The sequence below is a fragment of the Amycolatopsis sp. NPDC051371 genome (assembly GCF_040682155.1).
Taxonomy (GTDB): domain Bacteria; phylum Actinomycetota; class Actinomycetes; order Mycobacteriales; family Pseudonocardiaceae; genus Amycolatopsis.
On sequence record NZ_JBFBAG010000019.1, the window covers coordinates 72,879 to 98,659 of the forward strand.

The window sequence follows — 25,781 nt, forward strand, 5'->3', positions numbered from 1 at the left end:
GCCGGCTCAGCCGAGGGCGCGCAGCTTCGGCAGCACGTCCTCGGAGAACTGGGTCAGGAAGCGTTCCTGGTCGTGCCCCGGGCCGTGGAAGACGAGGTGGTTCAGGCCGGCGTCCAGGTACGGCTTGATCTGCGCCACGGCCTCGTCCGGGTCCGACGCCACGATCCAGCGCTTGGCGACCTGGTCGATCGGCAGCTCGTCGGCCAGCCGCTCCATCTCCTCGGCCGAAGTCACGCTGTGCTTCTGCTCGGCAGACAGCGACAGCGGCGCCCAGAAGCGCGTGTTTTCCAGAGCCTTCTCGTGGTCGCGGTCGTAGGACATCTTGATCTCGATCGTCCGGTCGACGTCCTCGACGGTCTTCTCGGCCGCCTCCGCGCCTTCCTTGACCGCGGGCATCAGCTTCTCGGTGTAGAGGTCCATGCCCTTGCCCGAGGTGCAGATGAACCCGTCACCCGCGCGCCCGGCGTACTTGGCCACCACCGGGCCGCCGGCGGCGATGTAGACCGGCACCGGCTGCTCCGGCCGGTCGTAGATCTTCGCGTCCACCAGCTCGTAGTAGTCGCCCTTGAAGTTCACGTTGTCGCTGGTCCACAGCTCGCGGATCAGCTTGATCGACTCGCGCAGCCGAGCGAAGCGCTCCTTGAACTCCGGCCACTCACGACCCGAAACGGCGATCTCGTTCAGCGCCTCGCCGGAACCGACACCGAGGATCACGCGGCCGCCGGACAGCAGCGACATCGTCGCGAACGCCTGCGCGATCACCGCCGGGTTGTACCGGAACGTCGGGGTCAGCACGCTCGTGCCGATCTGCACCCGCTTCGTGCGCTCGGCGACCGCCGGCATCCACGCCAGCGCCCACGGCGCGTGCCCGCCCTCGTGCCGCCACGGCAGGAAGTGATCCGACACCCAGACCGAGTCGAGGCCGACCTCTTCGGCACGCACCGCGTACTCGACCAGGTCCCGCGGTCCGAACTGCTCCGCCGACGCCTTGTAACCGACCTTGAGCGCCACGCTCATCCTCCCGTTTCCCGGCCAAGACGGTGGAGTATCTCACCTGCCTCGGCCACTGTGCCCTCGACGATCCCGGCCACCGTGGGCAGGTCGTGGATCATGCCCACCACCTGTCCCGACGCTAGCACTCCCGCGTCCGTCCGGCCCTCGACCAGCCCCGCCCGCAACAGCATCGGGGTGTTGGCCGCCATGACCAGCTGACTCCAGGTCAGATCGTTGCCGTGCTTCATCGCAAGGCCTTCTTTGACCATGGCAACCGGGGACAGTCCGGTGATATTCCGGAACCGGAGGGCGTTGCGCGCGGCCTGCGCCAGGCCCCGGAGCCGGCCGGTGCGTTCGAGCTTCTCGACCAGGTCGGTGCGCAGCACGCGGTGCGGCATACCGTCGACGCGCCGGGTGACGACCGTCCCGGTGAGACCCTGCTCGAGGTAGACGCGCTTGACGTCGTCGGGGACCGTGCTCTCCTTGCTCAGCAGGAACCGGGTGCCCATCGCAACGCCGGACGCACCGTAGGCGAGGGCCGCGGCGAGACCTCGGCCGTCGAAGAACCCGCCGGCGGCGACGACCGGGATGTCGACGACGTCCAGCACCGAAGGCAGCAGCAGCGTGGTCGCCACTCCCCCGGTGTGCCCGCCGCCCTCGCCGCCCTGGACGATGACCGCGTCGGCGCCCCAGGCAGCGACCTTCTCGGCGTGGCGGGCGGCGCCGATCGACGGGATCACGACGATCCCGTGGTCCCGCAGCTTGGCGATCATCTCCTTGCGTGGCGCGAGCGCGAACGACGCCACCTTGACGCCCTCGCGGATCAGCAGGTCGACGCGGTCGCCGGCGTCGGCCGCGTCGGCGCGGAGGTTCACCCCGAACGGTTTCTCCGTGCGCTTCTTCACTTCGGCGATCGCCGCTTCCAGCTCGCCGAACGTCATCGTGGCCGACGCGAGGATGCCGAGCGCGCCCGCCTCGGCGGTCGCCGAGACGAGCCGGGGGCCGGCGACCCAACCCATCCCGGTCTGCACCACCGGGTGCTCGACCCCGACCAGCTGGGTCAGCGCGGTCTTCACGCCGGGACTTCCTTGTCGCGCAGGCTCTTCGGGTCCACGACCTCGCGGATGAGCCGCAGCTCTTCGTCCGTCGGCTCGCGGCTGGTTTCCACACCGCCGAAGTCGATCTCGAACGTGGTCGCCGCCGCGACCTCGTCCCGGGTGACGCCGGGGTGCAGCGACACCGCCCGCATCGCGTGATCGGAACCACCGAAGTCGAATACGCCGAGGTTCGTGACCACGCGGTAGACGTCGTGGAACTTCTCCGCCGACGGGCCGGCCTTCGCCGCGTTGTCGTAGCCCACGCCCGAAACGACGTCCACGGTGTCCACGAAGACCCGCGAAGAATGCCGGGGAACCCAGTAGCTGGTGCGGTGGTTGACGGTGTTTCCCGGCGCGCCCCGCACGCCGAGCAGCTGCTTCTTCGGCCGGGCGTGGTCGCCGATGGCGGAGATGTTCTGGTTGCCGTAGCGGTCGATCTGGTTGGCGCCCATGACGACGTGCCGGCGTCCGTGCGGGACGATCGTGTCGAGCATCTTGCGGAACGGCTGCCAGCCCTCGACGACACCGTCCGTGGTCATCAGGTACGCCTCGCCGTCGGACATGAGCAGGTCGGGTTCGAACGTCAGCCGCGCCAGCTTCGCGCCGAGCTGCGGGACCAGGCCCATCGGGCTGACGACGATCTCGCCGTCGCCGCGGAACACCTCGGCCATCGCCACGACGGCGATCTCGACCCGGGTCGCGCTCATGCCGCCTCCGCCTCGAACTTGTCCACTTCGGACAGATAGTGCTCGTCGCCACCGGACAGGAACCGGTCCACGAAACCGGGCCACGCCTCCAGGTCCTTCGCGCAGGCGGCGTAGTGCCGCTGGAACCGTTCGTCCCGGCCGTAGTCCGGTACGGCCGTGGTGAAGTGCGCGCCGCGCGGCGCCTCGACGACGCCGTCCACGCTGCCGCGGTTGAGCAGCAACGACTGCACCGGCCCGCCCGCCATCAGCTCGGGCGTGTCGACGACCTTTTCCACCGACACGAACCGTTTCTCGGCCGCCAGGCAGAACAGGTCGTCGAAGTACGGGTCCGGGCCGAGGTACTGGGCGTTGCCGCGGGCGTCGGCGCGGTTGAGGTGCACGAGCGCGACGTCGAGGTGCTGCGCCGGGACCGCGACGAGTTCCTCGCCGTCGGCGTAGGGCGAACGGACGGTGCGCAGGTCCGGGTTGGCGCGCATCACCTCCGACCCGAGCCCGGCGCGTATCGGGAGGAACGGAAGCCGTTGTACCGCGGCGGAAAGAGCGGCGCCGAACATGCCTTCGTCGTACTCGGTGACGGTGATCGCGCCGGTCTCGCGGGCGCGGCCGAACCACGGGTCGAACGGGATCGAGTCGAGCGTGACGAACCCGAACACGACACGCTTGACCTTGCCGGCCGCGCAGAGCAGGCCGACGTCGGGGCCGCCGTAGGACACGACGGTGAGGTCCTTGACGGGCGTGCGGAGGATCGCGCGGACCAGCGCCATCGGCTTGCGCCGGGAGCCCCAGCCGCCGATGCCGATGGTCATGCCGTCGCGGAGTTCCGCCGCGACGTCGTCGGCGGTCGTGCGCTTATCGGCCATTCAAGAACTCCTCGCGGGCTTCGTCGGACGCGCCGAGCAGGTTGAGCTCGAAGGTGAAGCCCTGCTCGAACCGGTAGCTGCGGTGCACCTGCTGGGTGTCGATGCCGTTCAGGGCCTCTTTCGCCGCCCGGATGACCCGCGGGTCCTTCTTCGCGATGTCGCGGGCGATGGCCAGCGCGGCGTCGTCCAGCTCCGCGCGCGGCACGACCTGGTAGACCGAGCCGTGGGTGTGCAGCTCGGCGGCGGTGATGGTGCGCGCGGTGAAGTAGAGGGTGCGCATGAGGTGCTGCGGGACCAGCCGGGCGAGGTGGGTCGCCGCGCCGAGGGCGCCGCGTTCGACCTCGGGGACGCCGAAGGTGGCGTCGTCGGAGGCGATGACGACGTCCGCGTTGCCGGCCAGGCCGATCCCGCCGCCGAGGCAGAAGCCGTGCACCGCGGCGACGACCGGCACCGCGCAGTCGTAGACGGCGCCGAAAGCGGCGTAACAGCCTCTGTTCGCACCGACGAGCGCGTCGTACCCGGCGCTGCGCTGGATCTCTTTGATGTCGACGCCGGCGTTGAAGCCCCGGCCTTCCGCGCGCAGGACGACGACGTGGACGTCCGGGTCCTTCCCGGCCTTCAGGATGGTTTCGGCCAGGTCGAACCAGCCCTGCACAGGCAGCGCGTTCACCGGCGGGAAGTCGACGGTGACGATCTCGACGTGGCCGTCGCGCTTGGTGAGGATGCCCATCAGCTCGCTCCGTAGACGGGTTCGGGCTCGGGCGCGCGCTCGAGCAGGTCGGCGACGACCGGGCCCAGTTCGGCCGGGTCCCAGCGCTCGCCCTTGTCGGCGGCCGGGCCGTGGCGCCACGCCTGCGCGAGCGACACCTTCCCGCCCTCGACCTCGAAAACGCGGCCGGTGACGTGCGCGGACTCCTCGCTGCCGAGCCAGACGACCAGCGGCGAGACGTTTTCCGGGGCCATCGCGTCGAAGCCGTCGTCCGGACGCGCCATCGACGCGAACACCGCCTCGGTCATCCGGGTCCGCGCAGCCGGCGCGATCGCGTTCACCGTCACCCCGTAGCGCGCCAGCTCGGCCGCCGCCACGACGGTCAGTCCGGCGACCCCTGCCTTCGCCGCCGAATAGTTGCCCTGGCCGACGCTGCCCAGCAACCCGGCACCCGAACTCGTGTTGATCACCCGGGCGCTCGGCACCCGCCCGGCCTTCGCCTCGGTCCGCCAATGGTCCGCGGCGTGCCGCAAGGGCGCGAAGTGACCTTTGAGGTGCACGCGAACGACGGCGTCCCACTCGTCCTCGCCGAGGTTGACCAGCATCCGGTCCCGGACGAACCCCGCGTTGTTGACCAGCACGTCCAGGCGGCCGAAGTTCGCCAGCGCCGTCCCGATCAGTTCGCTCGCCCCGGCCCAGTCGGCGACGTCGGAGGTGTTCGCCACCGCCTTCCCGCCCAGCACCTCGATCTCGGCGACGACTCCGGCGGTCGCGTCCGCGTCCACGTCGTTCACCACCACCGGCGCACCTTCGGCGGCGAAGGCGAGCGCGTGGGCCCGTCCGATGCCGCGGCCGGCGCCGGTCACCACGACCACCCGGTCCTGGCACAACCTGCTCACGAATCCTCCCGTTGGTTGACGTCGGCCGCGGCGAGGAACGCCGGGACCTCACCGCCGCCGTGGACGCGCAGGGTCGCGCCGGAGACGTAGGAAGCCAGGCCGGAGGCGAGGAACGCGGCGCACGCGCCCACCTCCTCGGGCTCGGCGAGCCGGCCGAGCGGGACGGTCTTGCCGACCGCTTCGATGGCGGCTTCGCTGCCGTAGTGCAGGTGGCTCTGCTCGGTGCGCACCATGCCGACGTCGAGCGCGTTGACCCGCACCTTGGGCGCCCACTCGACGGCGAGGCTGGCGGTGAGGTTGTCGAGCCCGGCCTTCGCGGCACCGTAGGCGGCGGTCCCGGGTGAGGCGCGGGTGCCGCTGACGCTGGAGATCATCACGATCGAGCCGCCGGTGCTCTGGCGCTGCATGACGGCGTTGGCTCGTTGCGAGACCAGGAGCGGGGCGAGCAGGTTCAGCTGGACGATCTTGTCGTGCAGCCGCGGCGACGCATCGGCCGCGGGCGCGTAGGGGGCGCCGCCGGCGTTGTTGACGACGACGTCGAGGCGGCCGTACCTTTCGACGATCCCGTCGATCAGGGCCGTGACCTGGGCTTCGTCGCGGACGTCGCACTGGACGAACTCCGCCTTCGTGGCGGTCTCGTGCCGGGCGCAGGTGACGACGCGGGCGCCGTGGGCGAGGAACACGTCGCTGATGCCCCGGCCCACACCGCGGACGCCGCCGGTGACGAGCACGACGGCCCCGGCCAGGCCCAGATCGGTCTTCACGTCACAAAACTAGAACACGTTCCAACTTTGGGCAAGGCGTGCGCTCCGGAGGCGCACAGTACCGACTAGAACCCGTTATGAGTCGAGCTTCGCGGCGTCGTACTTCGCGTTCGCTTCCATGACCTCGGGCATCTGACCCTCGACGTCCTGGATGAGCGCCAGCAGCAGCTCCGCGGTCCGGCGGCCGCGCGGCGTCAGGCTGTACTCGACCTTCGGCGGGATCGTCGGTTGCGCTTCGCGGTGCACGAAGCCGTCGCGCTCGAGGGCCTGCAGTGTCTGGGCGAGCATCTTCTCGCTCACTCCGGACACGCGGCGGCGCAGGGCGTTGAACCGGAGTGTGCCGTCGTGGAGCGCGACCATCGCGAGGATCCCCCACCGGCCGGTGATGTGCTCGAGCGTCGCCCGGGAGGTGCACGCCTGGGCGAACACGTCGAACAGCACCTGTCCGTGCTCGTCCACCCACTCCGGCGCCTCGCTCATGCCGTCAACGGTACCTCGCCGGTCGCGGAAACCCAGGTGAGGATGCTCACCAAGAGTTTGCACTTTCTCAAAGTTAGTACACTCTGTTGGTAAGCACCCCAGCAGCGAGGAGAAGCAGATGATCGTGGTCACCGGCGCCACCGGCCAGCTCGGCCGCCTGGTCGTGGAAGGCCTGCTGAAGAAGGTCCCGGCCGCCGAGGTCGTCGCGGCCGTGCGCGATCCGGCGAAGGCCGCCGAGTTCGCCGCCCGCGGTGTGCAGGTGCGCCGGGCGGACTACGAAGACCCGGCGAGCCTCGCCGCGGCGTTCGCCGGGGCGGACAAGGTGCTGCTGATCTCGAGCAGCACGCCCGGCGGCCGGCTGGCCCAGCACGAAGCCGTCGTCGCGGCCGCCCGCGAGGCCGGCGTCGGCCACCTCGCCTACACGAGCGTCCTGGCCGCGGACACGACGAAGCTGTCGCTCGCGCCGGACCACAAGGCCACCGAGGAGGCCATCCGCGCGTCGGGAGTGCCGTTCACGTTCCTGCGCAACGGCTGGTACACCGAGAACTACGCCCAGACGATCGCCCAGGCGCTCGCCGTCGGATCCTTCGCCGGTGCGGCCGGCGACGGCCGGCTGGGCGCGGTCCCGCGAATCGACTTCGCGGAGGCGGCGGTCGAGGTCCTGACCGGCGAAGGCCACGAAGGCAAGGTGTACGAGCTGGCCGGCGACGAGCCGTTCAGCTACACCGACCTCGCCGCCGCGGTGACGGCCGCGTCGGGCACTTCGGTCACCTACCAGGACCTGCCGGTCGGGCAGTACCGCCAGATCCTGGTCGGCGCGGGCCTGCCGGAGCCGGTGGCGGCCATGCTGGCCGACGCCGACCGCGGCATCGCCGAAGGCGAACTGGCCTCGACGTCCGGCGACCTGAGCCGTCTCATCGGCCGCCCGACGACGCCGCTGGCCGAAGCCGTCACCGCGTTGGTCAAGAACTGAAGTCCGTGAAGGCCTCCTTACCGGCCGAAGATGCCGGTAAGGAGGCCTTCACGGCTTTTCACGCGCCCTGGGAACGCAAGGCCGAGGCGCGCAGGGCCGCCTGCATCGCGAACCGTGCCTCGGGATCGTCCAGCCGGTCCCCGAACGCCTGCTTGAGCTGACGCACGCGGTACCGCACCGTCTGCGGGTGCACCGACAGCTCCACCGCGATCTTCTCCGAGTTGCCGCCGTTCTGCAGCCACGACAGCAAAGTCTCGCCGAGGCGTCGCCGCGTGCGGTCGGGGAACTGCGCCAGCGGGGCCAGCTCCTGCCGGGCCACCTGGTCCGCCAGAGGCGAGTCGCAGAGCAGCCACAGCGTCGTCAGGTGCTCCGCGCACCACGTCACCGGGGCGTCCGGCAGAGCGCCGTCGCCCACCAGCCGCAACGTCGTCCGCGCCCAGCGCAAGGAATGCGCCGAGGCTGTCGGGGAAACCGGCGGGCCGACGGCGACCCGGACACCGAGCGAAGCGCAGAACCGCGCGTCCACCGGAGCCGGCACCACCAAGTAGGGCTGCGGCGGTTCGAGGTCGGCCAGGACGTCGAGATCCCAGCTCGGCGAGACCGCGGATTCCAGGGCCACCACCGTGACCTCGGCCGGGACCGGCCAGCCGGCCGCCGCCGCGAGCTCGGCGAGGACCGCGTCCGTCACCGCCACCGGGCCGGTCACCAGCCGCACCAGACGGCGGCGCAGGCCCGCCCGCGTGCCGTCGAGCTCCGCCTGCGCCTCGCGGTGCCCGCGGATCGACATCCGCGCCAGCTCGTCCGCGTAGCCGAACAGCATCTCCGCCAGGCGCGCCATCACCGCCGACGACAGCCGGTGCCGGCGGCCCAGGCGCATGATCCAGCGCCAGCCCGCGCGCGTGCCGACCCGGTACGCCACCTGGAGATCGTCGAGCGTCCGGCCTTCGTACGCCTCACCCGCGCCGAGACGGCGGCACGTCTCGTACAGCCGATCCCGGGGTGCGAGCGGATCCTCGACCAGGTCGACGAAGAGTGCCACGGCGCACTCGACGCCGTGGCGGGTCACGCGGCCGTGCCGGGCGTACACCGGGACCTCGCGCCAGACCTCCCGGACGATCCAGTCCACCAGCGCCGGCAGGGCCGGACGCATGAGGGCGGCCAGCTCCGTGCGTCCGAACACCTCTTGTGCCATCGGGACTTGCTGCCGAGCACCGTCGCCGGACACCAGGTTCCCTCCCCGGGGCAGGCGTGCTTTACCGGTCAGTAAAGCAGCGGGACCGTACAGTACACCTCCATGAGCCGGCCGCGTTTCCCTGATCGATCCAGCACCCGCCGGAGCCCGGCCGCCCGGCCCACCGACGACGAACTGCTCGACGCCGCCCGCGCGGTGTTCGCCGAACGCGGGTACGCCCAGGCCACCATGGGCCTGATCGCCGAGCGCGCCGACTCCACGAAACCGACGCTCTACGCGCATTTCGGCGACAAGGCGGCCCTGTTCCGCGCCACCGTGACCCGGGAGGTCGCCGCGCTGCGGAACTGGGTGCTCACGGCGTACGAAACGGAAGGCGCGCGCCCGCTGGAGGACCGCGTCCGGCTGTCCGTGATGGCCATGTTCAGCTACGCGGGCGCCCACCCCGACAGCTTCCGGATGCTGTTCGACACCGCCGTCGACGAGATGTCGAACGAGCGCCGCGCCCTGGCCGACACCGTCACCACGCACGTCGTCGACCGGGTCCGCGAACACCTGCTCGCCCACGGCCGCACGCCCGGCGCCGGCGCGGACCTGCTCGCCGCGATGATGGTCGGCCTGGTCGGCCGGGCCGCGATGCACGTCTCCCACTCCCCTGGCGTCGACCCGATCGCGGCCGGCGAGCTGGCCACCGGGTTCGTCATGGCCGCCCTGCGCGGCCTCGACCCCGCCCTGCTGGACCACGTCGACGCCGGGAAGTGCGCCACCTGAGCGTCCACAAAGGACCACTTGTCACCGGCTGAACAATTCTTCGCACCGGCGAAAAACACCTCTTGCCTCTGCTCGGCAATGGCTGCGACGCTGCCGTGACCCCGCCCGGAATCGCATTCCGGGAAAGCGTTTGCGGGCATTCCGGTTTTCTCCGCCACCAGAGGTGAGATCATCCATGAGTCGTGTTTCCAGGTCCCGTCTGCTTTCCTCCGCCGTCGCGGTCGGCCTCGTCGCGGCCGGGCTCGCCGTCGCCACCGCGCCGGTCGCGTCGGCCGCGCCGTGCACCGACATCGACGTGCCGGTCGCCCGCGGCACAGGCGAGCCCGGCACGCTGGGCTTCATCGTCGGCGACCCCGTCTACCAGGCCGTGCAGAACCGGCTGCGGCCGCGGTCGCTGAGCAGCTACCGGGTCGACTACCCGGCCGACCTGGGCGAGCCCGCGTCGGTGCAGAAGGGCAACACCGACCTCGTGAACCACGTGCGGACCCAGGCCGCGGCGTGCCCGCAGCAGCGGTTCGTCCTGGTCGGCTACTCCCAGGGTGCCAACGTCGTCGACAACTCGATCGGCATCAGCAGTGACGGCGCCGTCGTCGGCGGCCCGATCGTCACGACCATCCCGGCCGACCTGGCCCCGCGGATCGCGGCCATCCTGCTGTTCGGCAACCCGATCCGCGCGATCGGCCGCCAGGTCACCGGGACCTACCAGAGCCGCACCAAGGACTACTGCGCCGACGGCGACCCCATCTGCCAGCCGGGCGGCGCCAACATCCTGGCCCACCTGAGCTACGGCGGCAACGCCGCCGACGCGGCCGCCTTCGCCGCCGGCAAGTTCTGATCCGATGTTCGTGAAGGCCACCTTGAGGAACTTGAAGTTCCTCAAGGTGGCCTTCACGAACTTTCAGCAGTTGGTGGGCGCGGGGTCGCCGTTGAAGCGCTTGACGATCCACTGGTGCGCGTCCGCGTTGCCGGCGAGAATTCCCGTGGCGTGGTCGGAAATGTAGGTCTGCCACTGCTCCCGGACGCCGGCCGCGCAATAAGCGCGGTGCAGGGTCTCGGCCTGCGGCGTGTTGACGATCTCGTCGGTGCTCGCGTGGTACTGGAACACCGGCACCCGCGGCGGGTTCGCGCCCAGCTCGTTCTGCGCCAGCCGCGCCTGCCACTGCGGCGTGCTCAGCGGGTTCGTCGTCGTGTAGTCGCTGATCTTCTTGAACGAGTAGTTCAGCAGCAGTTCCGCGACGCAGGCGTTCTTCTCGGCGTCACCCAACTGCTGACGGCCGGTGTCGTTGAGGAAGGAATCGAGCTTCAGGTCCGGATACGCGGCGTCGAGCCCGATCGCGGCGAACGCGAGGAACCCGAAGCCGACGTAACCGTCGAGACCCTTGGCGACCTCGGTCAGGTCGGCCGGCACCCCGCCCGCGACGACGCCGACCACGTTCAGCTCCGGCGCGTACGTGGGCTGCTTCTCCCCCGCCCACATCGATCCGCCGCCGCCCTGCGAGTAGCCCTGGAAGATCACCTTCGCCGACTTGGCCAGCCGCGCGGACGGCAGGTTCTGCGCCGCTCGCACCGAGTCGATGACCGCAGGTCCCATGGACTGCCCGGTGATGTACGTCGGCACGGTCGTCGGCGAGTAGCCCTCGTAGTCGGTCACCGCGACGGCGTAACCGCTGGACAGCGAGTCGTTGATGGCCGGCTGGTCGTAGAGCGTGCCGCGCTCCATCGCCTTGGACGCCGTGCACTTGAACGCCGGGCCCTGCGTCCCGACGGCGTACCCCACGATCGGCGCGGTCGCCGGGTCCTTGCCCTTCGGCACCAGGATGGTCCCGGTGACGGCGTCCGGCCGGCCCTGGGCGTTGGTCGAGAGGTACATGACCTGCCAGGCGTCGGCGTTGGCGGCGTTCAGCAGCGGCACCGTCGGGCGCCAGCGCAGGACGTCACCGGGCTTCCCGGCCGGCAGCGGCGAAGGCGCGGTGTAGAACGAGTCGTCGAACGGGCCGGGCAGGATCGGCGCCGCCACCGCGCCGGCGGGCGGGCTCGCGGCCACCACTCCCAGCGCCGCCAGGGAGACGCCCAGGAGCGCGGACAGCACGCGTCGCAAGGGGACAGACTTCACCACAACCTCCATCGGGGAAAGGGCTCCCTCGGGAAAGGGAATGTGCTCAGGCGGGGAGCCCGAGCGCGCCGGCCAGGACCGGCCACGAGTTGTGCAGGGCCCGCTGCCAGTACGGCCAGCTGTGGGTGCCCGGGCCGTAGTAGTCGACGGTCGCCGGGATCCCCGCCTGCTGCAGCTTGTCGGTGAAGCTGCGGGACGAGAGCAACGCCGACGGTTCCAGGATGTCGGACTGCCCGGGCGGGTCGAGCGGCCCGGTCTGCCCGTTGCCGCAGGAGAGGTAGAGCGCCATGCCGCGCAGGTCCTGGACGTGGTCGTACGGGTTGTGCGACGACCAGATCGGCTGCATCCCGAAGGAGTCGCCCCAGAGGTTGAGGTAGTTGAAGATCCCGGCACGGGCCAGGATGCCGATGATCCAGACCGGGATCCCCGGGTAGAGCGTGTTCGGCACGCCGCTGTAGGACGCCGCCGCGGCGAACATCCCCTTGTGCTGGAAGGCGTACGCGAACGCGCCGTAGCCGCCGATCGACAGCCCGGCGATCGCCCGGCGTGTCCCGCCGTGGTACCCGCGTTCGACGATCTGACGGACCTCCGCGGTGTGGAACGTGTCCCAGTCGGGCTTGCTCGACAACCCGAAGTTCCACCACTTCGTGTACATCCCGGCCGGCCCGTCCGTCGGCATCACGACGAGCGCGTCTTTGTTCGCGGTGAACGCCTTGACGTCGGTGAACTGGTCCCACGACTTGTAGTCGACGGGCTCGCAGCAGCCGTGCAGCAGGAACAGCACCGGCCACGTCCGCGTGGGCTGCGCGGCCCAGCCGGTCGGCACGATCAGCCGGACCATCCCGGTGGTACCGAGGGCGGGCGAGCTGATCTTCAGGTCGACGGTCCGGGCGTCGAGCCAGGTCTCCTCGACGACTTTCGCGCCGTCGTCGGCCACCGCGGCCGGGATCGCCTGGGCGGCCGTGACGCCGCTCGCGATCAGGACCATCACGATCAACGCCAGAAAGGTGGCTCTCATCGCCGCTCCTTCACAGAGGGATGTTCCCGTGCTTCTTGGCCGGCAAGGTCTGCCGTTTGGTGCGCAGCGTCCGCAGGGCGCGCGCGACCTGCAGCCGGGTCTGCGAGGGCGTCACGACCTGGTCGACGTAGCCGCGCTCGGCGGCCAGGTACGGTCCGGTGTGGCGCTTGCGGTACTCCTCGGTGAGCCGTCTTCGCGCCGCGGCCCGCCGCTCCGGCGGCAGCTCGGCCAGCTCGCGCCGGTAGAGCACCTGCACCGCGCCCTCCGCGCCCATCACCGCGATCTCCGCGGTCGGCCAGGCCAGGGACACGTCGGCGCCGAGGTGCTTGGAGCCCATCACCGCGTAGCCGCCGCCGTAGGCCTTGCGGACGACCACGGTCACCTTCGGCACGGTGGCTTCGGAATAGGCGTAGATCAGCTTCGCGCCGCGACGGATGATGCCGCCGCGTTCCTGGTCGCTGCCCGGCAGGTAGCCGGGGACGTCGGCGAGGGTCAGCAGCGGGATCGAGAAGGCATCGCAGAAGCGGACGAACCGCGCGGCCTTCTCCGACGCGTCGATGTCGAGGACGCCGGCCTGGTGGCGCGGCTGGTTGGCGACGATGCCGACCGTGCGGCCCTGGACCCGGCCGAACGCGCAGATCATGTTGGCCGCGAAGGCGCTGTGCACCTCGGTGAACTCGCCGTCGTCGACCAGCCGGACGATCAGCTCGGCCATGTCGTAGGTCCGGTTCGGCGAGTCGGGCACCAGCCGGTCGAGCTCGAGATCGGCCGGGGTGACGACGGGACTCGTGTCGTCGGCGTACTCCGGGGCGCGGTCGAGGTTGTTCGAGGGCAGGTACGCGAGCAGCGTCTGCACCCACTCGATGGCGTCCTGCTCGTCGGCGGCCCGGTGGTGGGCGTTGCCGGCGACCTCGCTCTGCACGGCCGCACCGCCCAGCTCCTGCGCGGTGACCCGCTCGCCGGTGACGGCGTGCACGACGTCCGGCCCGGTGACGAACATGTGCGAGGTTTCGTCGACCATCACGGTGAAGTCGGTGATCGCCGGCGCGTAGACGGCACCGCCGGCGCACGGGCCCATGATCATCGAAATCTGCGGGACGACCCCCGACGCGTGAGCGTTGCGCCGGCCGAGCTCGGCGTAGTAAGCCAGCGAGACGACACCTTCCTGGATGCGCGCGCCGCCGGAGTCGTTGATCCCGACGACCGGGCAGCCCAGCGACATCGCCAGGTCCATCACCTTGAGGACCTTCTCGCCGGAGACCTCGCCCATGCTGCCCCCGAAGACGGTGAAGTCCTGCGAGAAGACGCAGATCTGCCGCCCGTCGACGGTCCCGTGCCCGGTGACGACGCCGTCCCCGTAGGGCCGGTTGGCGTCCATCCCGAACTCACCGCACCGGTGCCGCGCGAACTGGTCGAGCTCGACGAAGGACCCGGGGTCGAGCAGCAGCCCGATCCGTTCGCGGGCCGTGAGCTTGCCCTTGGCGTGCTGCCGGTCGACGGCGCGTTTCTCGGCGATCCGGACGGCTTCGTCCTGCCGCGCCTCGAGGTCGGCGATCCGGAACGCCGTGGTCGGCGTGAGCTCGTCCATCACCGCACCCCCACTCCGAGCCGGGCCGTCAGCTCGGCGGCCAGCGCCGCCACGTGCGGCGGGTCGATCATCGAGACGTGGTCGCCCGGGACGCGGGCCACCTCGAGGTCGGGGCAGAACTCGTCCCAGCCCAAGGTGTCGTCCGTGCGCAGGTAGCGCGGGTCGAGCGTCGTCGTGAGCGGGTGCGGCTCCTGGGCCCGCAACAGCAGCACTCGCCCGTCGTACCGCTCCGGTGTGTACCTTTCGGCCACCCGGGCGTCCACATAGGACTCGTACTGGTGGCGCAGGACGCCGGCTCCCAAGTCCGGGACCTGTTCGGCGAGGCTGTCCATCACCCACCGGATCTGGGCGTGCTCCTCCAGCTCGGCCAGGGCGTCACGCGGGATCGCGAACGGGACGCCGTAGGTCCGCGAGACGTGCTCGGCGAACCGGTCGAAGCGGTCCAGCAGCAGGTCGGCCGGTTTCCCGGGCGCCGGCAGCGGCAGGATCGTGTCGATCAGGACCACGAGGTCGACCGAGCCGTCGAGCAGCCTGGCCGTCTCGTAGGCCAGGCAGCCGCCGAACGACCAGCCGCCCAGGCGGTACGGCCCCTGCGGCTGGATCTCCCGGATCAGCTCGACGTAGCACGCGGCCTTGGCCTCGACGGTGTCCTCGTCGTCGATCCGCTCGAACCCGTACACCGGGTGTGCCTCCGGCAGCAGCCGGACCAGCTCGCGGTACACGCTCGTCGGGCCGCCGGCCGGGTGGAAGAGGAACACCGGCTCCCCGACGCCGTCGCGCAGCAGCCGCACCGGGCCACCACCGTGTCCTTCCAGCTCCGCACGCAGCAGGTCGGCCATCGCCGCGACCGTCGGCGTGGCGAACAGCCGCTCGACGGCGGGCACGGCGCCCAGCTGGTCCGCGAACACCGCCCTCAGCCGCCTCGCCTGCTCGGAATCGCCGCCTACGGCGAAGAAGTCGTCGTGCACGCCGGGTTCCGGGCCGCCCAGCTCGGCCCGCCAGTGGCGGGCGACCCACCGCTCGGCGGGGTCACGCGGCCCCGCGGTGACCGGCTCGGCTTTCGCCGGTCCGAAGCCGGCTTGCTCGGCGAGGTGACCCGCGAGCTCGGCGAGGCTGGCACCGCGCAGGAGGAGCGGGATCGGCAGCGGCAGGCCGAAGTCGCGTTCCACCGCACCCCGCGCGCGCATCGCCGACAGCGAGTCGAGGCCGAGCCGGGTGAGCGGCACGTCCCGTTCGACCTCGGCGTAGCCCAGCAGACCGGCGATGAGTCCGGCCAGGTGATCGGCGATCGCTTTCCTCGCTGTTTCCGGTGTTCCTCTGCGAAGGGAGTCCAAACCGTCCCATGTAGACGGTCCCGTCCGCGGCGCAAACAACCCGAAGAACGGCCGGTCGGCCAGCCGGGGGAACAACTCCAGCACTGTTTCGGCGTTGACGCGGGCCACGCCGGTCGCCGCGCGGTCGCGTGCGAGGACGACGTCCAGCGCCGCAAGCGCTTCCTCGGTGCCGAGCGGCTCGAGCACGGGGTTGCGCGACCCGGCCGCGGCGCCTGCCTCGCCCCAGGCGCCCCACCCGATGGTCGCCGCCGGGAGGCCCTGGGCCCGGCGCCACGCGACCAGGGCGTCGGCCCACGCGTTCGCCGTGGCGTACGCGGCCTGGCCGGGCGAGCCGAAGAGCGCGGCCGCGGACGAATAGACGAGCCACCAGTCGAGGTCGTGCCCGGCGGTCGCCTCGTGCAGCCGCCAGGCACCCAGCGCCTTCGGCCGCCAGACGGCGTCGAGCGCACCCGCGTCCAGGCTGATCGCGGCGCCGTCGGCCAGGACGCCGGCGGCGTGCAGCACCCCGCGCAGCGGCACGCCCCCGTCGACGGCCGCCGCGACCAGCGCCTCGGCCGTAGCGGGCTCCGCGACGTCGCCGGAGACGACACGGACGTCGATCCCCAGGTCCGGAGCGGGGGCGCCGCGGCGGCTGTTCAGCACCACCCGCGTCGCGCCTCGGTCCGCCAGCCACTTCGCGGTGACCAGGCCGAGGCCGCCGAGCCCGCCGGTGATGACGTAGGCGCCGTCGCGGACCGGCTCGCGCACCACGTCACCCGGCTCGGGGCGGCCCAGCCGTCGCACGTGGCGGACGCCTTCGCGCCAGGCGACCTCGTCGTCCGGCCCGTCCGCGCGGACCTCGTCACGCAGCTGGCCGACCCACAGCCGCGCCGGGTCCGGTCCGGCGTCGAAGTCGACGACGCTCACCTGGAGTTCGGGGTGTTCGAACGCGAGCACGCGGACGAGTCCGCGCAGCGCGGCCAGGTCGGGGTCGCCGCGTTCGCCGGGCTCGACGCTGTACGCCCCGGCCGTGACCAGCCACAACCTCGGCGGCGCCGGCAGTTCGGCCAGTTCGGCGACGAGGTCGGAGACCGTCCCGACCAGTCGCGCGGCCCGCTCGGGGTTCGGCGTGGTCTCCCCGCCGAGCAGGACCACGACCGCGGTCGCTTCGCCCTTGAGTAGCTGCGCCTCGACGGCGGCCCGATCGCCGAGATGGGCCGTGACGAGGTCGTCGTCGTCTTCGGACAGCACGATCCAGCGGTCGGGCCGCTCCGACGCTGCCGGTAGTTCCGCCGGCTGCCAGGCCGCCTCGAACAGCAGCCGTTCGACGGCCGCGTCACGGAACCGTCGGCAGTAGACGTCGCGGAACTCGACCAGCACGACGTCGTCGGCGTCGACGAGCTGGACGCTGCCGAGCAAGCCGTCGCCGGAGGGGTCTTTCGACCTGAGGACGGCGTCCACGCGAACGCCGTGCCGAGGTTCGCCGACGAGCAGGACTTCGCCGATCGTGAGCGGCAGGTAGAGGGCGTCCGCGTCCCCGACGGCCGCGGCGAGCGCGTGCAGGCAGGCGTCGGCGAGGGCGGGGTGCAGCAGGTAGGCGGGGTGATCGGCGTCGGGCGGGGTGATCGAAGCCGAGGCTTTCCCGTCGGCGGCGGTGACGCGACGCAGGCCGCGGAACGCGGGGCCGTAGTCCTGGCCCAGCTCGGTCAGGACGCGGTACAGATCGAGGGGCTCGCCGACGGCCTCGCCGAACGGTGCCGACGGCGTGCCACCGGTGTCGATACGCGCGGTGGCGTGGCGGACCCACTCACCCTGCGCGGACTTCGCGTGGACGCCGAACTCGGTGCCGGTGAGGCTGGTCGTCACCTCGGTGTGGTCGTCCAGCGTCAGGACTTCCCGCAGTTCGAGGTCGCGGATCCGCCCGGTGCGCGCGGCGGCGAGCGCCAGTTCGAGGAAGCCGGTGGCGGGGAAGACCGGCGTCCCCTGCACGGTGTGGTCGGCGAGCCAGGGCAGTGACTCGGTGCCGACGTCGCCGCGCCAGAGATGGCCGTCCGGGTGTTCGATGTGGACACCCAGCAGCGGGTGCGCGCCTGGGGCCTGGGTTCGGCGCTTCGGCCAGAACCGCCGGTGGCGCCAGACCGGACCCGGCAGGTCGACCGGCGTGGTCCGCGGCCGGACGGCCAGCGCACCGGGGCGGCCGTTCACGTGCAACCGGGCAAGGCTGGTGAGGAAGGCCGTCCGTTCGTCGATCTTCCGGCTCGCCGAGGGCAGAGCTTGTTCACCCGTGGTCTGTTCGATGGCGGCGAGGGCGACGGGGTGCGGGGACACTTCGACGAACACGACGTGCCCGTCCTTGGCGGCGGCGGTCAGCGCCTGGGTGAAGCGCACCGGACGGCGCAGGTTCGCGGCCCAGTACTCGACGTCGAAAGTCGGTGTCTCTTGAGGATCGTCGAGAACTGTGGTGTAGCAGAGAACTTCGGGCTTCTTGGGCTGGATCTGGTCGAGGTCGGCGCGGAAGCGGTCGAGCACGGCATCGACGGCGGCGGAGTGCCCGGCCCCGCCGACCGGGAGCCGCCGGGCGAGGCGGCCCTCACGTTCGGTGTACCGGATGAGGGCGTCGACCTGGTCCGCGGCGCCGCTGACGGTGCACTGGGTAGGCGAGGCGTACACCGCGACGGTGATTTCGGGGAACCCCGCCAGCTCTTTTGGAGAAAGTTCGACGACGGCCATGGCGCCGTCCCCGCTTTGGTCGAGTTCGGCGAGCAGCCGGGCCCGGGTGGTCATGACGCGCAGGCCATCGGGGACATCGAGCGCCCCGGCGACGACGGCCGCGGCGACCTCGCCCATGGAGTGCCCCAGGACCGCGGCGGGGGTGACGCCGTGGGCGCGCCAGAGTCCGGCCAGGGCGAGCTGCATGCCGAAGAGGGCCAATTGGGTGGTGGCGAGGTTCTCGGGTTCGCGGTCGAGGAGGTCTTGGAGGGAGGCGCCGGTTTCGGCGAGGAAGACGGGGTCGAGCGCCTCGACCGCGGCGCGGAAGGCGGGTTCGGAGAGCAGGAACTGGCGACCCATGCCGACCCACTGAGAGCCGTAGCCGGAGAAAACGAAGACCACCCCCGGGTCCGCGGCCGACGGTCGTGAGTGAGAAACAGGGTTAGAACACTGTTTCTCACTCACGACAAGCCGCGGTAGACCACCCGCCGCGCTGACCATGCCGCAGCCGGCGGCCAGCTCCCGCAACCCCGCCGCCACCTCACCACGGCTCTCCCCCACCACCACACCCCGAACCGGCAAGTGTTCACGTCCATGAGCCAGCGTCGACGCCACCACACCCAGCGGCACCTCCGAACCCTCGACCCACTCCGCCAATTCACCCGCCCGTGCCCGCAGCACCTCATCCGACCGAGCCGAAAGCGCGAACACCGCCGGCCCGTCGACACCGACCACCCGTGGCGGGAACGACGCCGCCGGCCACTCCTCGACCACCACGTGGGCGTTCGTCCCGCCGAAGCCGAACGCCGACACCCCGGCCCGCGCCGTCCCCGAGTAGCGCGGCCACTCCGTGCCCGACGTCACCACCCGCAGCCCGGTGAAGTCGATGTGCGGGTTGGGCGCCCGGTAGTGCAGGGTCGGCGGCACGCGCCGGTGCGTCATCGCCAGCACCACCTTCAGCAGCCCCGCGATGCCCGCCGCCCCTTCGAGGTGACCCAGGTTGCTCTTCACCGACCCCAGCAACAACGGACGGTCCGGCTCGCGGCCGAGCACCGCCGACAAAGCGCCGGCCTCCAACGGATCGCCGAGCGGTGTACCCGTCCCGTGCGCCTCGACGTAGTCCACACTGGACGGATCGACTCCGGACGAAGCATAGGCCGAGCGCAGCAAGTCGGCTTGGGCCAACGGGTTCGGCGCCGTAAGGCCGTTGGACCGGCCGTCGGAGTTCACCGCGCTGCCGCGCAGCACCGCCAGCACCCGATCGCCCGCCCGGCGCGCCGCCCGCAGCGGCTTCAGCACGACCACCCCGCACCCCTCGCCACGCGCGATGCCGTCGGCGCCCGCGTCGAACGGCTTGCAGTGCCCGTCCGCGGCCAGCACCCCGGAGCGGTGGAAGCCCGCGGTGATGCCCGGCGACAGCAGCACGTTCACCCCGGCGGCCAGCGCGAGCTCGCTCTCGCCGCGGCGCAGGCTCTGCATCGCCTGGTGCACCGCGACCAGCGACGACGAACACGCCGTGTCGAGCGTCAGGCTCGGCCCGCGCAGGTCGAGCAGGTACGACAGCCGGTTGGCGGCGATGCTCGCCGCGGCGCCCGTCCCCGACCAGACGTCGACGCCCCCGACGTCGGTCATCGTCAGCGAGCCGTATTCGGTGGCCGACAGCCCGACGAACACCCCGGTCCGGCTGCCGCGCAGCCCGGACGGCGGGATCCCGGCGTGTTCCAGCGCCGCCCAGGCCACCTCCAGGAGGATCCGCTGCTGCGGGTCCATCGCCGAGGCCTCGCGCGGGGTGATGCCGAAGAACTCCGCGTCGAACCCGGCGACGTCGTCGAGGAACCCGCCCCGCAACGGCAATCCCGCGAGATCCGAAGCCGGTGCGAACGTCTCCCAACGCCCCTCGGGGACGTCGCCGATGCCGTCGCCGCCGGAGTCGAGGAACCGCCAGAACGCCTCCGGCGAGTCGATCCCGCCCGGCAGCCGGCAGCCGAGGCCGACGATGGCGATCGGCTCATCGACAACGCCGGGAGGCAGCGAAACGACGGAAGAGTCCCCTGTGGACAGATAGGTGGACAATGCGGTGACCGTCGGGTACTGCCAGACGAGAGTCGCGTCCAGGGGACGGCCGACGAACTGCCCGAGGTCGGCCGCCAGGGTCGTCGCGTCCCGTGAGGACAGTCCCGTCTCCTGCAGCGGCCGGTCGGGGTCCACCGGGCCGAGCCGGGCGAGGAGCCACGCGCGAACCGCGTCGGTCGTGGTCATCCGAGCCGCCGTTCGTCCAGCAGACCATCCAAATAGGACGCCCGGCAATGCGCCCGGCTGATCTTGCCGCTGGACGTCCGCGGCACCTCTCCGGGAGCCAGGACGACGACGTCGTGCAGACGCAGCCCGTGTCCGGCCGACACGGCCGCCCGCAGCGCGGCGACGACCTCCGCGACGTCGGCCTCGGAGTTCTTGGCGCGTTCCAGCGCGACGACCGCGGCTTCCCCGTCGTCGGTGCCGATCGCGAAGACCGCGGCCGAGTGCGGCCGGACGCCCGCGTGCTCTTCCACCGTCTGCTCGATGTCCTGCGGGTAGTGGTTGCGGCCGTCGACGACGACCAGGTCCTTCAGCCGGCCGGTGACGAACAGCTCGCCGTCGAACACCACGCCGAGGTCGCCGGTCGCCAGCCAGCCTTCGCCGGTATCCGGATCGAGCGGCGGCAGGCCGAACGTCGCGGTCGAGTCCCGTCCCCAGTAGCCGCGGCCGACGTTCGGGCCGCCGACCCGGATCTCGCCGACCTCGCCGGACGCCAGGGCTTCGCCGGTGACGGGGTCGGCGATCCGCACCCGTTGCCCCACCGGGCGACCGCACGAAACGAGAGTTGAGCCGGAGGCGGCCGGCTCCGCGAACCCGGCGGCGAGCCGGTCCCGGTCGAAGGTGACCTGCCGGGCCGGTTTCCCGGCGTCGGACACGGAAACGAGCACCGTGGCCTCGGCCAGGCCGTAGGACGACCGGTGGACCTCCGGCCGCAGCCCACATTCGGCGAAAGCGTTCTCGAACTTCGCGATCGTGGCCGGCAGCACCGGTTCGCTGCCGTTGATCAGCGAGACGACCCGACTCAGCTCCAGGTAGCTCTTTTCGGCTTCGGACACGCGGGAAGCGCAGTAGGCGTAGGCGAAGTTCGGCGCCGCGCTGATCGCGCCGGGGCTGGCCGAGAGCGCGCGCAGCCACCGGGACGGCCGCTCGAGGAACGCCAGCGGGTCCATCAGCACCGACGCCATGCCGCCGACCATCGGCGCGCCGATGCCGAGGATCAGGCCCATGTCGTGGAAGAGCGGGAGCCAGCTGACCGTCGAGGTGGTGCGGCTTTCCACGCCGTAGGCGGTGCACGCCTGGCGGGCGTTGGCCAGCACGTTCCGGTGGGTCAGCACGACACCGGCGGGCGAGCGGGTGGAGCCGGACGTGTACTGCAGGTACGCCACCGCATCGGGGTCCGGCGAAGGCCATTCCCGCGGGTCGGCCGGGGCCAGTGCGTCGACGGCGACCACGGCCGGACCAGCCGATTCGGTGGCGAGGAAGGCGTTGACCGCCTCGATTTCCCCGGTCGTGGTGAGCACGAGCCGCGGGGCGCAGTCGGCGAGTGTCGCGGCGAGCCGGCCCGCGTGCCCGGGCAGGCCGGGTGCGAACAGCGGCACGGCGACCAGTCCCGCCCGGATCGCGCCGAGGAACGCGACGACGTAGTCCACGGACTGCCCGGCGAGCACCGCCGCCCGCTCGCCCGGGGCCGCGATTCCGCTCGACCGCGCGGCGACCGTGGTGACGCGCTCGTCGAGCTCGCGCCAGGTCAGCGTGACCGCCCGGCCGTCGGCGGTGCCGCGGTGGTCCAGGTACGTCACGGCGACCTCGTCCCCGAGCACCCGGGCCCACCGGCCCAGCAGGGTCGCCAGCGAGGCGCGGTCGTCGGTGGTTTCCCCGGGGACGGGAACCGGCTGGGAAATGGTTTCCATGGCTCCTCGCAGATAGCGTTTACCGGCGCAGTGAATAGCTGCTCCCGGGCGGTTGTCAATCGGGCGATTTCCGATACTCACCGGCAAACGGATTACGGCACCGCACGTTTGTCACGCGGCGACGAGGTCGTGGCGGCAGGGCTCCGCAACGCGCGCACGGCCAGCAGCGCGCCGGCGAGCGTCAGCCCTGCCGCGGCGAGGAGGCCGGCGGTGTACCCCGCGGCCAGCGCCGTCCCCGGCGACGCGCCCGCGTCAAGCCGCATCGCCCGCACGGACGTCAGGACAGCGCCGATCAACGCGACGCCCAACGCGCTCGACAGCTCGCGCGACGCCGTGAGCAGTCCGGAAGCCGTGCCGGACCGCCGTTCGGCCACGACGTCCAGCGCGTGCGACGTCAACGGTGTCGTGAACGCCGAGCCGGCCCCGATCAGCACCAGCCCGGGGACCCGCGGCAGAACGGCCGGAACGTGGTTCACGGCGGCGAGGGCGAGCAATCCGCCGGCGACCACGGCGAGCCCGGCCGCGACCGTCCGATGTGGACCGAACCGGGCCACCGCCCACGGGACCAGCGGCGTCGCGGCCACCACCGCGACCGCGACGAGCGCCAGCGGCAACCCGGCCCGGACCGGGTCGAGACCGAGGAACTCCTGGTGCAGCAGGGGCGTGAAGAAGACGATGCCCGAGATCCCGAGGCCCCACAGCACCTGCACGGCGAGCGAGCCGGCGAACACCCGGTTGCCGGTCAGGTCGGCCGGCACCAGCCGCTGCCCCGTCCGCCGCTCCCGGACCACGAATCCCACGCCGAGCGCGGCACCGGCCACCAGCAGCGCGACTCCGGTCCGCGGGTCGTCGCCCACCGAGACGAGCGCCGCGGTGAGCAGGACCAGGCTCGTCGTCACGACGACCATCGCTCCGACGGCCGGCCGCGGACCGGGCGGCTCGCGACCGGGCGGCACCGTCCCCGGCAGCAGGACGAGCATCGCGGCCACGAACGGGAGGTTGACGAAGAAGATCCAGGCCCAGCCGAGGTATTCGCTGAGCAGCCCGCCGAGTGCCGGCCCCAGCGCGAGCGCGGCGGCCAGGCACGCGGTCCAGACGGCGGCGCCGAGCGTCCGGCCCCGCGCGTCGAGGTTGGACCGCAGCAAGCTCAGCAGGCCGGGCACCAGGAACGCGGCGGCCGCGCCCTGCAGCACCCGGGCGGCGACGAGCAGGCCCACCGACCCGGCCAGCCCGCCGGCGGCCGCGCCGATCCCGAACGCCAGCAGTCCGGCCGGCAACGTCGCGCGCCGGCCCCAGCGGTCGATCAGCGTGCCCGCGACCAGGAGCAAGCCGGCGAACGGGAGCATGTAGCCGAGGGCGACCCACTGCAGCGTCCCGAGGTCCAGGCCGAGGTCGCGCGCGATCGAAGGGGCGCCGGCCGCGACGATGGTGTTGTCCAAGGTCGTGACGAACGCGCCGAGCGCGATCAGCACCAGGGTCCGCCGGGTCATCGCGCACTCCCCACCAGCTCGCGGGCGGCCGGAGCGCGCGAGCGCCGCGGAAACCACCAGTTGGCTTCGCCGAGCCACGCCATCACCGCCGGCACCAGCACGCACCGGACGACGACCGCGTCGAGGAGCACCGCGACGGTCAGCCCCACCCCGGCCTCCCGCACGACGCGGGCGTCGACGAACGCGAACGCCACGAACACCAGCGCCATGATCAGCGCGGCCGCGGTGATGGTCCGGCCGGTCGCTGCGACGCCGTCGACGACCGCGGCCCGGGTGTCACGGCGGCGGCGCCACGCCTCCTGGATGCGCGCGATGAGGAAGACCTCGTAGTCCATCGACAGGCCGAACAGGCCGGCGAACAGGAACACCGGCAGGTACGGCTCGATCGGGCCGCCGAAGGCGAACACGACCACGCCCGTCGTCGCGGCCGCGGTCAGCAGGTTCATCACCGCCGCCGTCAGCGGGATCAGCACACTGCGGAACACCCAGGCCAGCAGCAGCACCGAGATGCCGACGACGCTGAGGAGGAACAGCGGGAGCCGCGCGGTGATGGCGGCGGAGAAGTCGGCTCTGACCGCGAGAAGCCCGCCGACGTGCGTGTCCGGGCCACCGATCGTCGTGACCATCGCCCTCGTCCAGGTCAGCAGCTCACCGGTGGCCGGATCGTCGGGCGCGGTGCGCGGGGTGGCCGTGAGCAGCCAGCCGCCGCCGGGAAGGGGGGCGGGCGGCCCGACGTCGGCTCGGGCGAGCAGCGCCTCGCGGAGCGTGCCCAGCGACGCGTCGCGGGTGCCCACCACCAGCAGCGGAGCGCCGGCGCCCGGGCCGAACCCGTCGCGCAGCAGCTCGGCGGCCGTCCGCGTGACGCTGCCGGGCGGATCGAGGGCGGCGTCCGGCACGCCGAGCCGCAGGCCGGTCATCGGCAGCGCGAGCACGGCCACGACCAGCAGCGCGGCGAGCGTGTACGGGGCCGGCCGGCCGGTCACCGACCGCGCGAGCCGGGCCCAGCGGCGGCCGCTCCCCTCCGCCGGAATCCGCATCCGCGCGGCCACCGGACGGAGCAACGCGGGCAGCAGGGTCAGCGCGGCCGACGCGGTGAGCAGCACGGAAACCGCGGCGGCGACGGCGATCCCGTCGAGGAACGGCAGGCCGACGGTCAGCATGCCGGCCAGCGAGACGCACACGGTGATCCCGGCGAAGACCACGCTGCGGCCCGACGTCGCCGCCGCGACGGCCAGCGCCGTCGCGGGATCCGCGCCTTCGCGGCGGCCTTGCCGGAAGCGGGTGAGCACGAACAGCGCGTAGTCGACGCCGACCCCGAGGCCCAGCAGCGCGGCGATCTCGGTGCTGATCTTCGGGACGGTCATGACGTGCGACAGCAGGGAGACGACGGCCAGCGCGCAGCCGACCGAGACCGATGCCGTGAGCACCGGAAGCAGGACGCACGCCGTCGAGCGGAACGTCACGAGCAGCACGAGGGCCGCGGCGAGCAGGCCGATCCCGGCGTTGCCCAGGTCCGGCGCGGCAGCCGTCATCGCGGCGAGCTCCCCCGACGCCCCGGCGGTCAGGTCGCCGGCGTCCCGGACGACGGCCGCGAAGGCGTCCGCCGTGCCCTGGCCGAGCTCGGCGGCCGGGGCGTCGAACCGGACTGGCAGGACGGCGGTCCGGTGGTCGTCCGACACCTGGCCGGGCGGTGGGCCGACGGCCACGACGTGCGGAAGCTCCGCCAATCGGGCGGTGAACGCGTCGAGCCGGGCGCGGCCGGTGCCGGTGTCGAGCGGACCGTCCGGCGCGTGGACGACGACGCGTTCCTCGGTGCCGGTGCTGTGCAGGAGCCGTGCCGCGGCGGTGCTGTCCGCGGCAGGCAGGTCGACCGTGTCGCGGAAGTCCGCGCCGGTGTGCAGGACGGCGGCGACGAGTCCGGCCAGCGCCGTCAGCCAGAGCGCGACGACCACGCCGGACCAGCGGAAAGACCACGAAACGACGGCCGTCATCCCGTTCTCCTTCCGGTTGCTTTTGTTGATCACGCTAACAACGGAACAGGTCGCGAAGATACGGGCCGAGCTCACAAATCCGATTCCGGAAATCCTTGCGGCCGTGAGTGTTCCGCCGCTTGTCGACCACG

Annotated in this window: 19 protein-coding genes; 3 read left to right on the forward strand and 16 right to left on the reverse strand. The window is 72.0% G+C overall.

Annotated elements, in window-relative coordinates; translation table 11 throughout:
• Nucleotides 1-6: 6 nt before the first annotated feature.
• The 8 genes from fgd to AB0M59_RS23525 form a co-directional block, all read right to left on the reverse strand.
• Nucleotides 7-1,011 carry a glucose-6-phosphate dehydrogenase (coenzyme-F420) gene (fgd, locus tag AB0M59_RS23490; protein ID WP_364618470.1) on the reverse strand — a complete coding sequence of 335 codons (1,005 nt, stop codon included), beginning with the start codon at nt 1,009-1,011 and terminating at the stop codon, nt 7-9.
• Between the two features lie 2 nt (nt 1,012-1,013).
• On the reverse strand, nt 1,014-2,069 hold the full coding sequence (locus tag AB0M59_RS23495; protein WP_364618225.1) for a nitronate monooxygenase: 1,056 nt from the start codon (nt 2,067-2,069) through the stop codon (nt 1,014-1,016).
• Nucleotides 2,066-2,797 carry a CoA-transferase gene (locus tag AB0M59_RS23500; RefSeq protein WP_364618227.1) on the reverse strand — a complete coding sequence of 244 codons (732 nt, stop codon included), beginning with the start codon at nt 2,795-2,797 and terminating at the stop codon, nt 2,066-2,068. Before AB0M59_RS23500 ends, AB0M59_RS23495 begins: the two co-directional genes overlap by 4 nt.
• Nucleotides 2,794-3,657 (reverse strand): CoA-transferase, encoded by an 864-nt coding sequence (locus tag AB0M59_RS23505; protein ID WP_364618231.1) that lies wholly within the window; start codon nt 3,655-3,657, stop codon nt 2,794-2,796. The genes AB0M59_RS23500 and AB0M59_RS23505 overlap by 4 nt, the downstream gene beginning before the upstream one ends.
• On the reverse strand, nt 3,647-4,387 hold the full coding sequence (locus AB0M59_RS23510; RefSeq protein ID WP_364618233.1) for an enoyl-CoA hydratase family protein: 741 nt from the start codon (nt 4,385-4,387) through the stop codon (nt 3,647-3,649). Before AB0M59_RS23510 ends, AB0M59_RS23505 begins: the two co-directional genes overlap by 11 nt.
• Nucleotides 4,387-5,265 carry an SDR family oxidoreductase gene (locus AB0M59_RS23515; RefSeq protein WP_364618236.1) on the reverse strand — a complete coding sequence of 293 codons (879 nt, stop codon included), beginning with the start codon at nt 5,263-5,265 and terminating at the stop codon, nt 4,387-4,389. The genes AB0M59_RS23510 and AB0M59_RS23515 overlap by 1 nt, the downstream gene beginning before the upstream one ends.
• The gene (locus AB0M59_RS23520; protein WP_364618239.1) at nt 5,262-6,029 is read right to left on the reverse strand and encodes an SDR family oxidoreductase; all 768 of its coding nucleotides are present in this window, start codon (nt 6,027-6,029) and stop codon (nt 5,262-5,264) included. Before AB0M59_RS23520 ends, AB0M59_RS23515 begins: the two co-directional genes overlap by 4 nt.
• A 75-nt stretch (nt 6,030-6,104) precedes the next feature.
• Nucleotides 6,105-6,509, reverse strand: coding sequence for a helix-turn-helix domain-containing protein (locus tag AB0M59_RS23525; RefSeq protein WP_364618242.1), 405 nt, complete (start codon nt 6,507-6,509; stop codon nt 6,105-6,107).
• A 118-nt stretch (nt 6,510-6,627) separates the two neighbouring features.
• On the opposite strand from AB0M59_RS23525, the gene AB0M59_RS23530 reads away from it, so the two are divergent.
• A complete protein-coding gene (locus tag AB0M59_RS23530; protein ID WP_364618245.1) occupies nt 6,628-7,482 on the forward strand; it encodes an SDR family oxidoreductase in 855 nt (284 codons plus the stop codon).
• 58 nt (nt 7,483-7,540) lie between these two features.
• Here AB0M59_RS23530 and AB0M59_RS23535 read toward each other — a convergent pair whose 3' ends face one another.
• Complete coding sequence (locus tag AB0M59_RS23535) at nt 7,541-8,674, reverse strand: helix-turn-helix domain-containing protein (RefSeq protein ID WP_364618247.1); 1,134 nt, start codon at nt 8,672-8,674, stop codon at nt 7,541-7,543.
• A gap of 102 nt (nt 8,675-8,776) precedes the next feature.
• Between AB0M59_RS23535 and AB0M59_RS23540 the strand changes: the two genes are divergently transcribed.
• Together AB0M59_RS23540 and AB0M59_RS23545 are read left to right on the forward strand one after the other, a co-directional pair.
• Nucleotides 8,777-9,442 carry a TetR/AcrR family transcriptional regulator gene (locus AB0M59_RS23540; protein ID WP_364618250.1) on the forward strand — a complete coding sequence of 222 codons (666 nt, stop codon included), beginning with the start codon at nt 8,777-8,779 and terminating at the stop codon, nt 9,440-9,442.
• A 175-nt stretch (nt 9,443-9,617) separates the two neighbouring features.
• Nucleotides 9,618-10,277: a cutinase family protein gene (locus AB0M59_RS23545; protein ID WP_364618253.1), complete on the forward strand. Its 660-nt coding sequence runs from the start codon at nt 9,618-9,620 to the stop codon at nt 10,275-10,277.
• A 63-nt stretch (nt 10,278-10,340) separates the two neighbouring features.
• Here AB0M59_RS23545 and AB0M59_RS23550 read toward each other — a convergent pair whose 3' ends face one another.
• From AB0M59_RS23550 to AB0M59_RS23580, 7 genes are all read right to left on the reverse strand, one after another.
• A complete protein-coding gene (locus AB0M59_RS23550; protein WP_364618256.1) occupies nt 10,341-11,555 on the reverse strand; it encodes a lipase family protein in 1,215 nt (404 codons plus the stop codon).
• A gap of 46 nt (nt 11,556-11,601) precedes the next feature.
• On the reverse strand, nt 11,602-12,573 hold the full coding sequence (locus AB0M59_RS23555; protein ID WP_364618259.1) for an alpha/beta hydrolase family protein: 972 nt from the start codon (nt 12,571-12,573) through the stop codon (nt 11,602-11,604).
• A gap of 10 nt (nt 12,574-12,583) precedes the next feature.
• A complete protein-coding gene (locus tag AB0M59_RS23560) occupies nt 12,584-14,161 on the reverse strand; it encodes an acyl-CoA carboxylase subunit beta (RefSeq protein ID WP_364618261.1) in 1,578 nt (525 codons plus the stop codon).
• The gene (locus AB0M59_RS23565) at nt 14,161-20,442 is read right to left on the reverse strand and encodes an SDR family NAD(P)-dependent oxidoreductase (RefSeq protein ID WP_364618263.1); all 6,282 of its coding nucleotides are present in this window, start codon (nt 20,440-20,442) and stop codon (nt 14,161-14,163) included. The genes AB0M59_RS23560 and AB0M59_RS23565 overlap by 1 nt, the downstream gene beginning before the upstream one ends.
• Nucleotides 20,439-22,169, reverse strand: a complete 1,731-nt coding sequence (locus AB0M59_RS23570; protein WP_364618266.1) for a fatty acyl-AMP ligase — start codon at nt 22,167-22,169, stop codon at nt 20,439-20,441. Before AB0M59_RS23570 ends, AB0M59_RS23565 begins: the two co-directional genes overlap by 4 nt.
• Before the next feature lie 92 nt (nt 22,170-22,261).
• The gene (locus AB0M59_RS23575; protein WP_364618269.1) at nt 22,262-23,659 is read right to left on the reverse strand and encodes an MFS transporter; all 1,398 of its coding nucleotides are present in this window, start codon (nt 23,657-23,659) and stop codon (nt 22,262-22,264) included.
• Nucleotides 23,656-25,650, reverse strand: a complete 1,995-nt coding sequence (locus AB0M59_RS23580; RefSeq protein WP_364618272.1) for an MMPL family transporter — start codon at nt 25,648-25,650, stop codon at nt 23,656-23,658. The genes AB0M59_RS23575 and AB0M59_RS23580 overlap by 4 nt, the downstream gene beginning before the upstream one ends.
• Nucleotides 25,651-25,781: the final 131 nt, after the last annotated feature.

What these genes read in the sequence shown, in the direction of transcription:
- AB0M59_RS23500 (WP_364618227.1), bottom strand. Translation starts at nt 2,797, where the DNA reads ATGAGCGCGACCCGGGTCGAGATCGCCGTCGTGGCGATGGCCGAGGTG.
- AB0M59_RS23505 (WP_364618231.1), bottom strand. Translation starts at nt 3,657, where the DNA reads ATGGCCGATAAGCGCACGACCGCCGACGACGTCGCGGCGGAACTCCGC.
- AB0M59_RS23510 (WP_364618233.1), bottom strand. Translation starts at nt 4,387, where the DNA reads ATGGGCATCCTCACCAAGCGCGACGGCCACGTCGAGATCGTCACCGTC.
- AB0M59_RS23525 (WP_364618242.1), bottom strand. Translation starts at nt 6,509, where the DNA reads ATGAGCGAGGCGCCGGAGTGGGTGGACGAGCACGGACAGGTGCTGTTC.
- AB0M59_RS23530 (WP_364618245.1), top strand. Translation starts at nt 6,628, where the DNA reads ATGATCGTGGTCACCGGCGCCACCGGCCAGCTCGGCCGCCTGGTCGTG.
- AB0M59_RS23535 (WP_364618247.1), bottom strand. Translation starts at nt 8,674, where the DNA reads ATGGCACAAGAGGTGTTCGGACGCACGGAGCTGGCCGCCCTCATGCGT.
- AB0M59_RS23540 (WP_364618250.1), top strand. Translation starts at nt 8,777, where the DNA reads ATGAGCCGGCCGCGTTTCCCTGATCGATCCAGCACCCGCCGGAGCCCG.
- AB0M59_RS23545 (WP_364618253.1), top strand. Translation starts at nt 9,618, where the DNA reads ATGAGTCGTGTTTCCAGGTCCCGTCTGCTTTCCTCCGCCGTCGCGGTC.
- AB0M59_RS23555 (WP_364618259.1), bottom strand. Translation starts at nt 12,573, where the DNA reads ATGAGAGCCACCTTTCTGGCGTTGATCGTGATGGTCCTGATCGCGAGC.
- AB0M59_RS23560 (WP_364618261.1), bottom strand. Translation starts at nt 14,161, where the DNA reads ATGGACGAGCTCACGCCGACCACGGCGTTCCGGATCGCCGACCTCGAG.
- AB0M59_RS23565 (WP_364618263.1), bottom strand. Translation starts at nt 20,442, where the DNA reads ATGACCACGACCGACGCGGTTCGCGCGTGGCTCCTCGCCCGGCTCGGC.
- AB0M59_RS23570 (WP_364618266.1), bottom strand. Translation starts at nt 22,169, where the DNA reads ATGGAAACCATTTCCCAGCCGGTTCCCGTCCCCGGGGAAACCACCGAC.
- AB0M59_RS23575 (WP_364618269.1), bottom strand. Translation starts at nt 23,659, where the DNA reads ATGACCCGGCGGACCCTGGTGCTGATCGCGCTCGGCGCGTTCGTCACG.
- AB0M59_RS23580 (WP_364618272.1), bottom strand. Translation starts at nt 25,650, where the DNA reads ATGACGGCCGTCGTTTCGTGGTCTTTCCGCTGGTCCGGCGTGGTCGTC.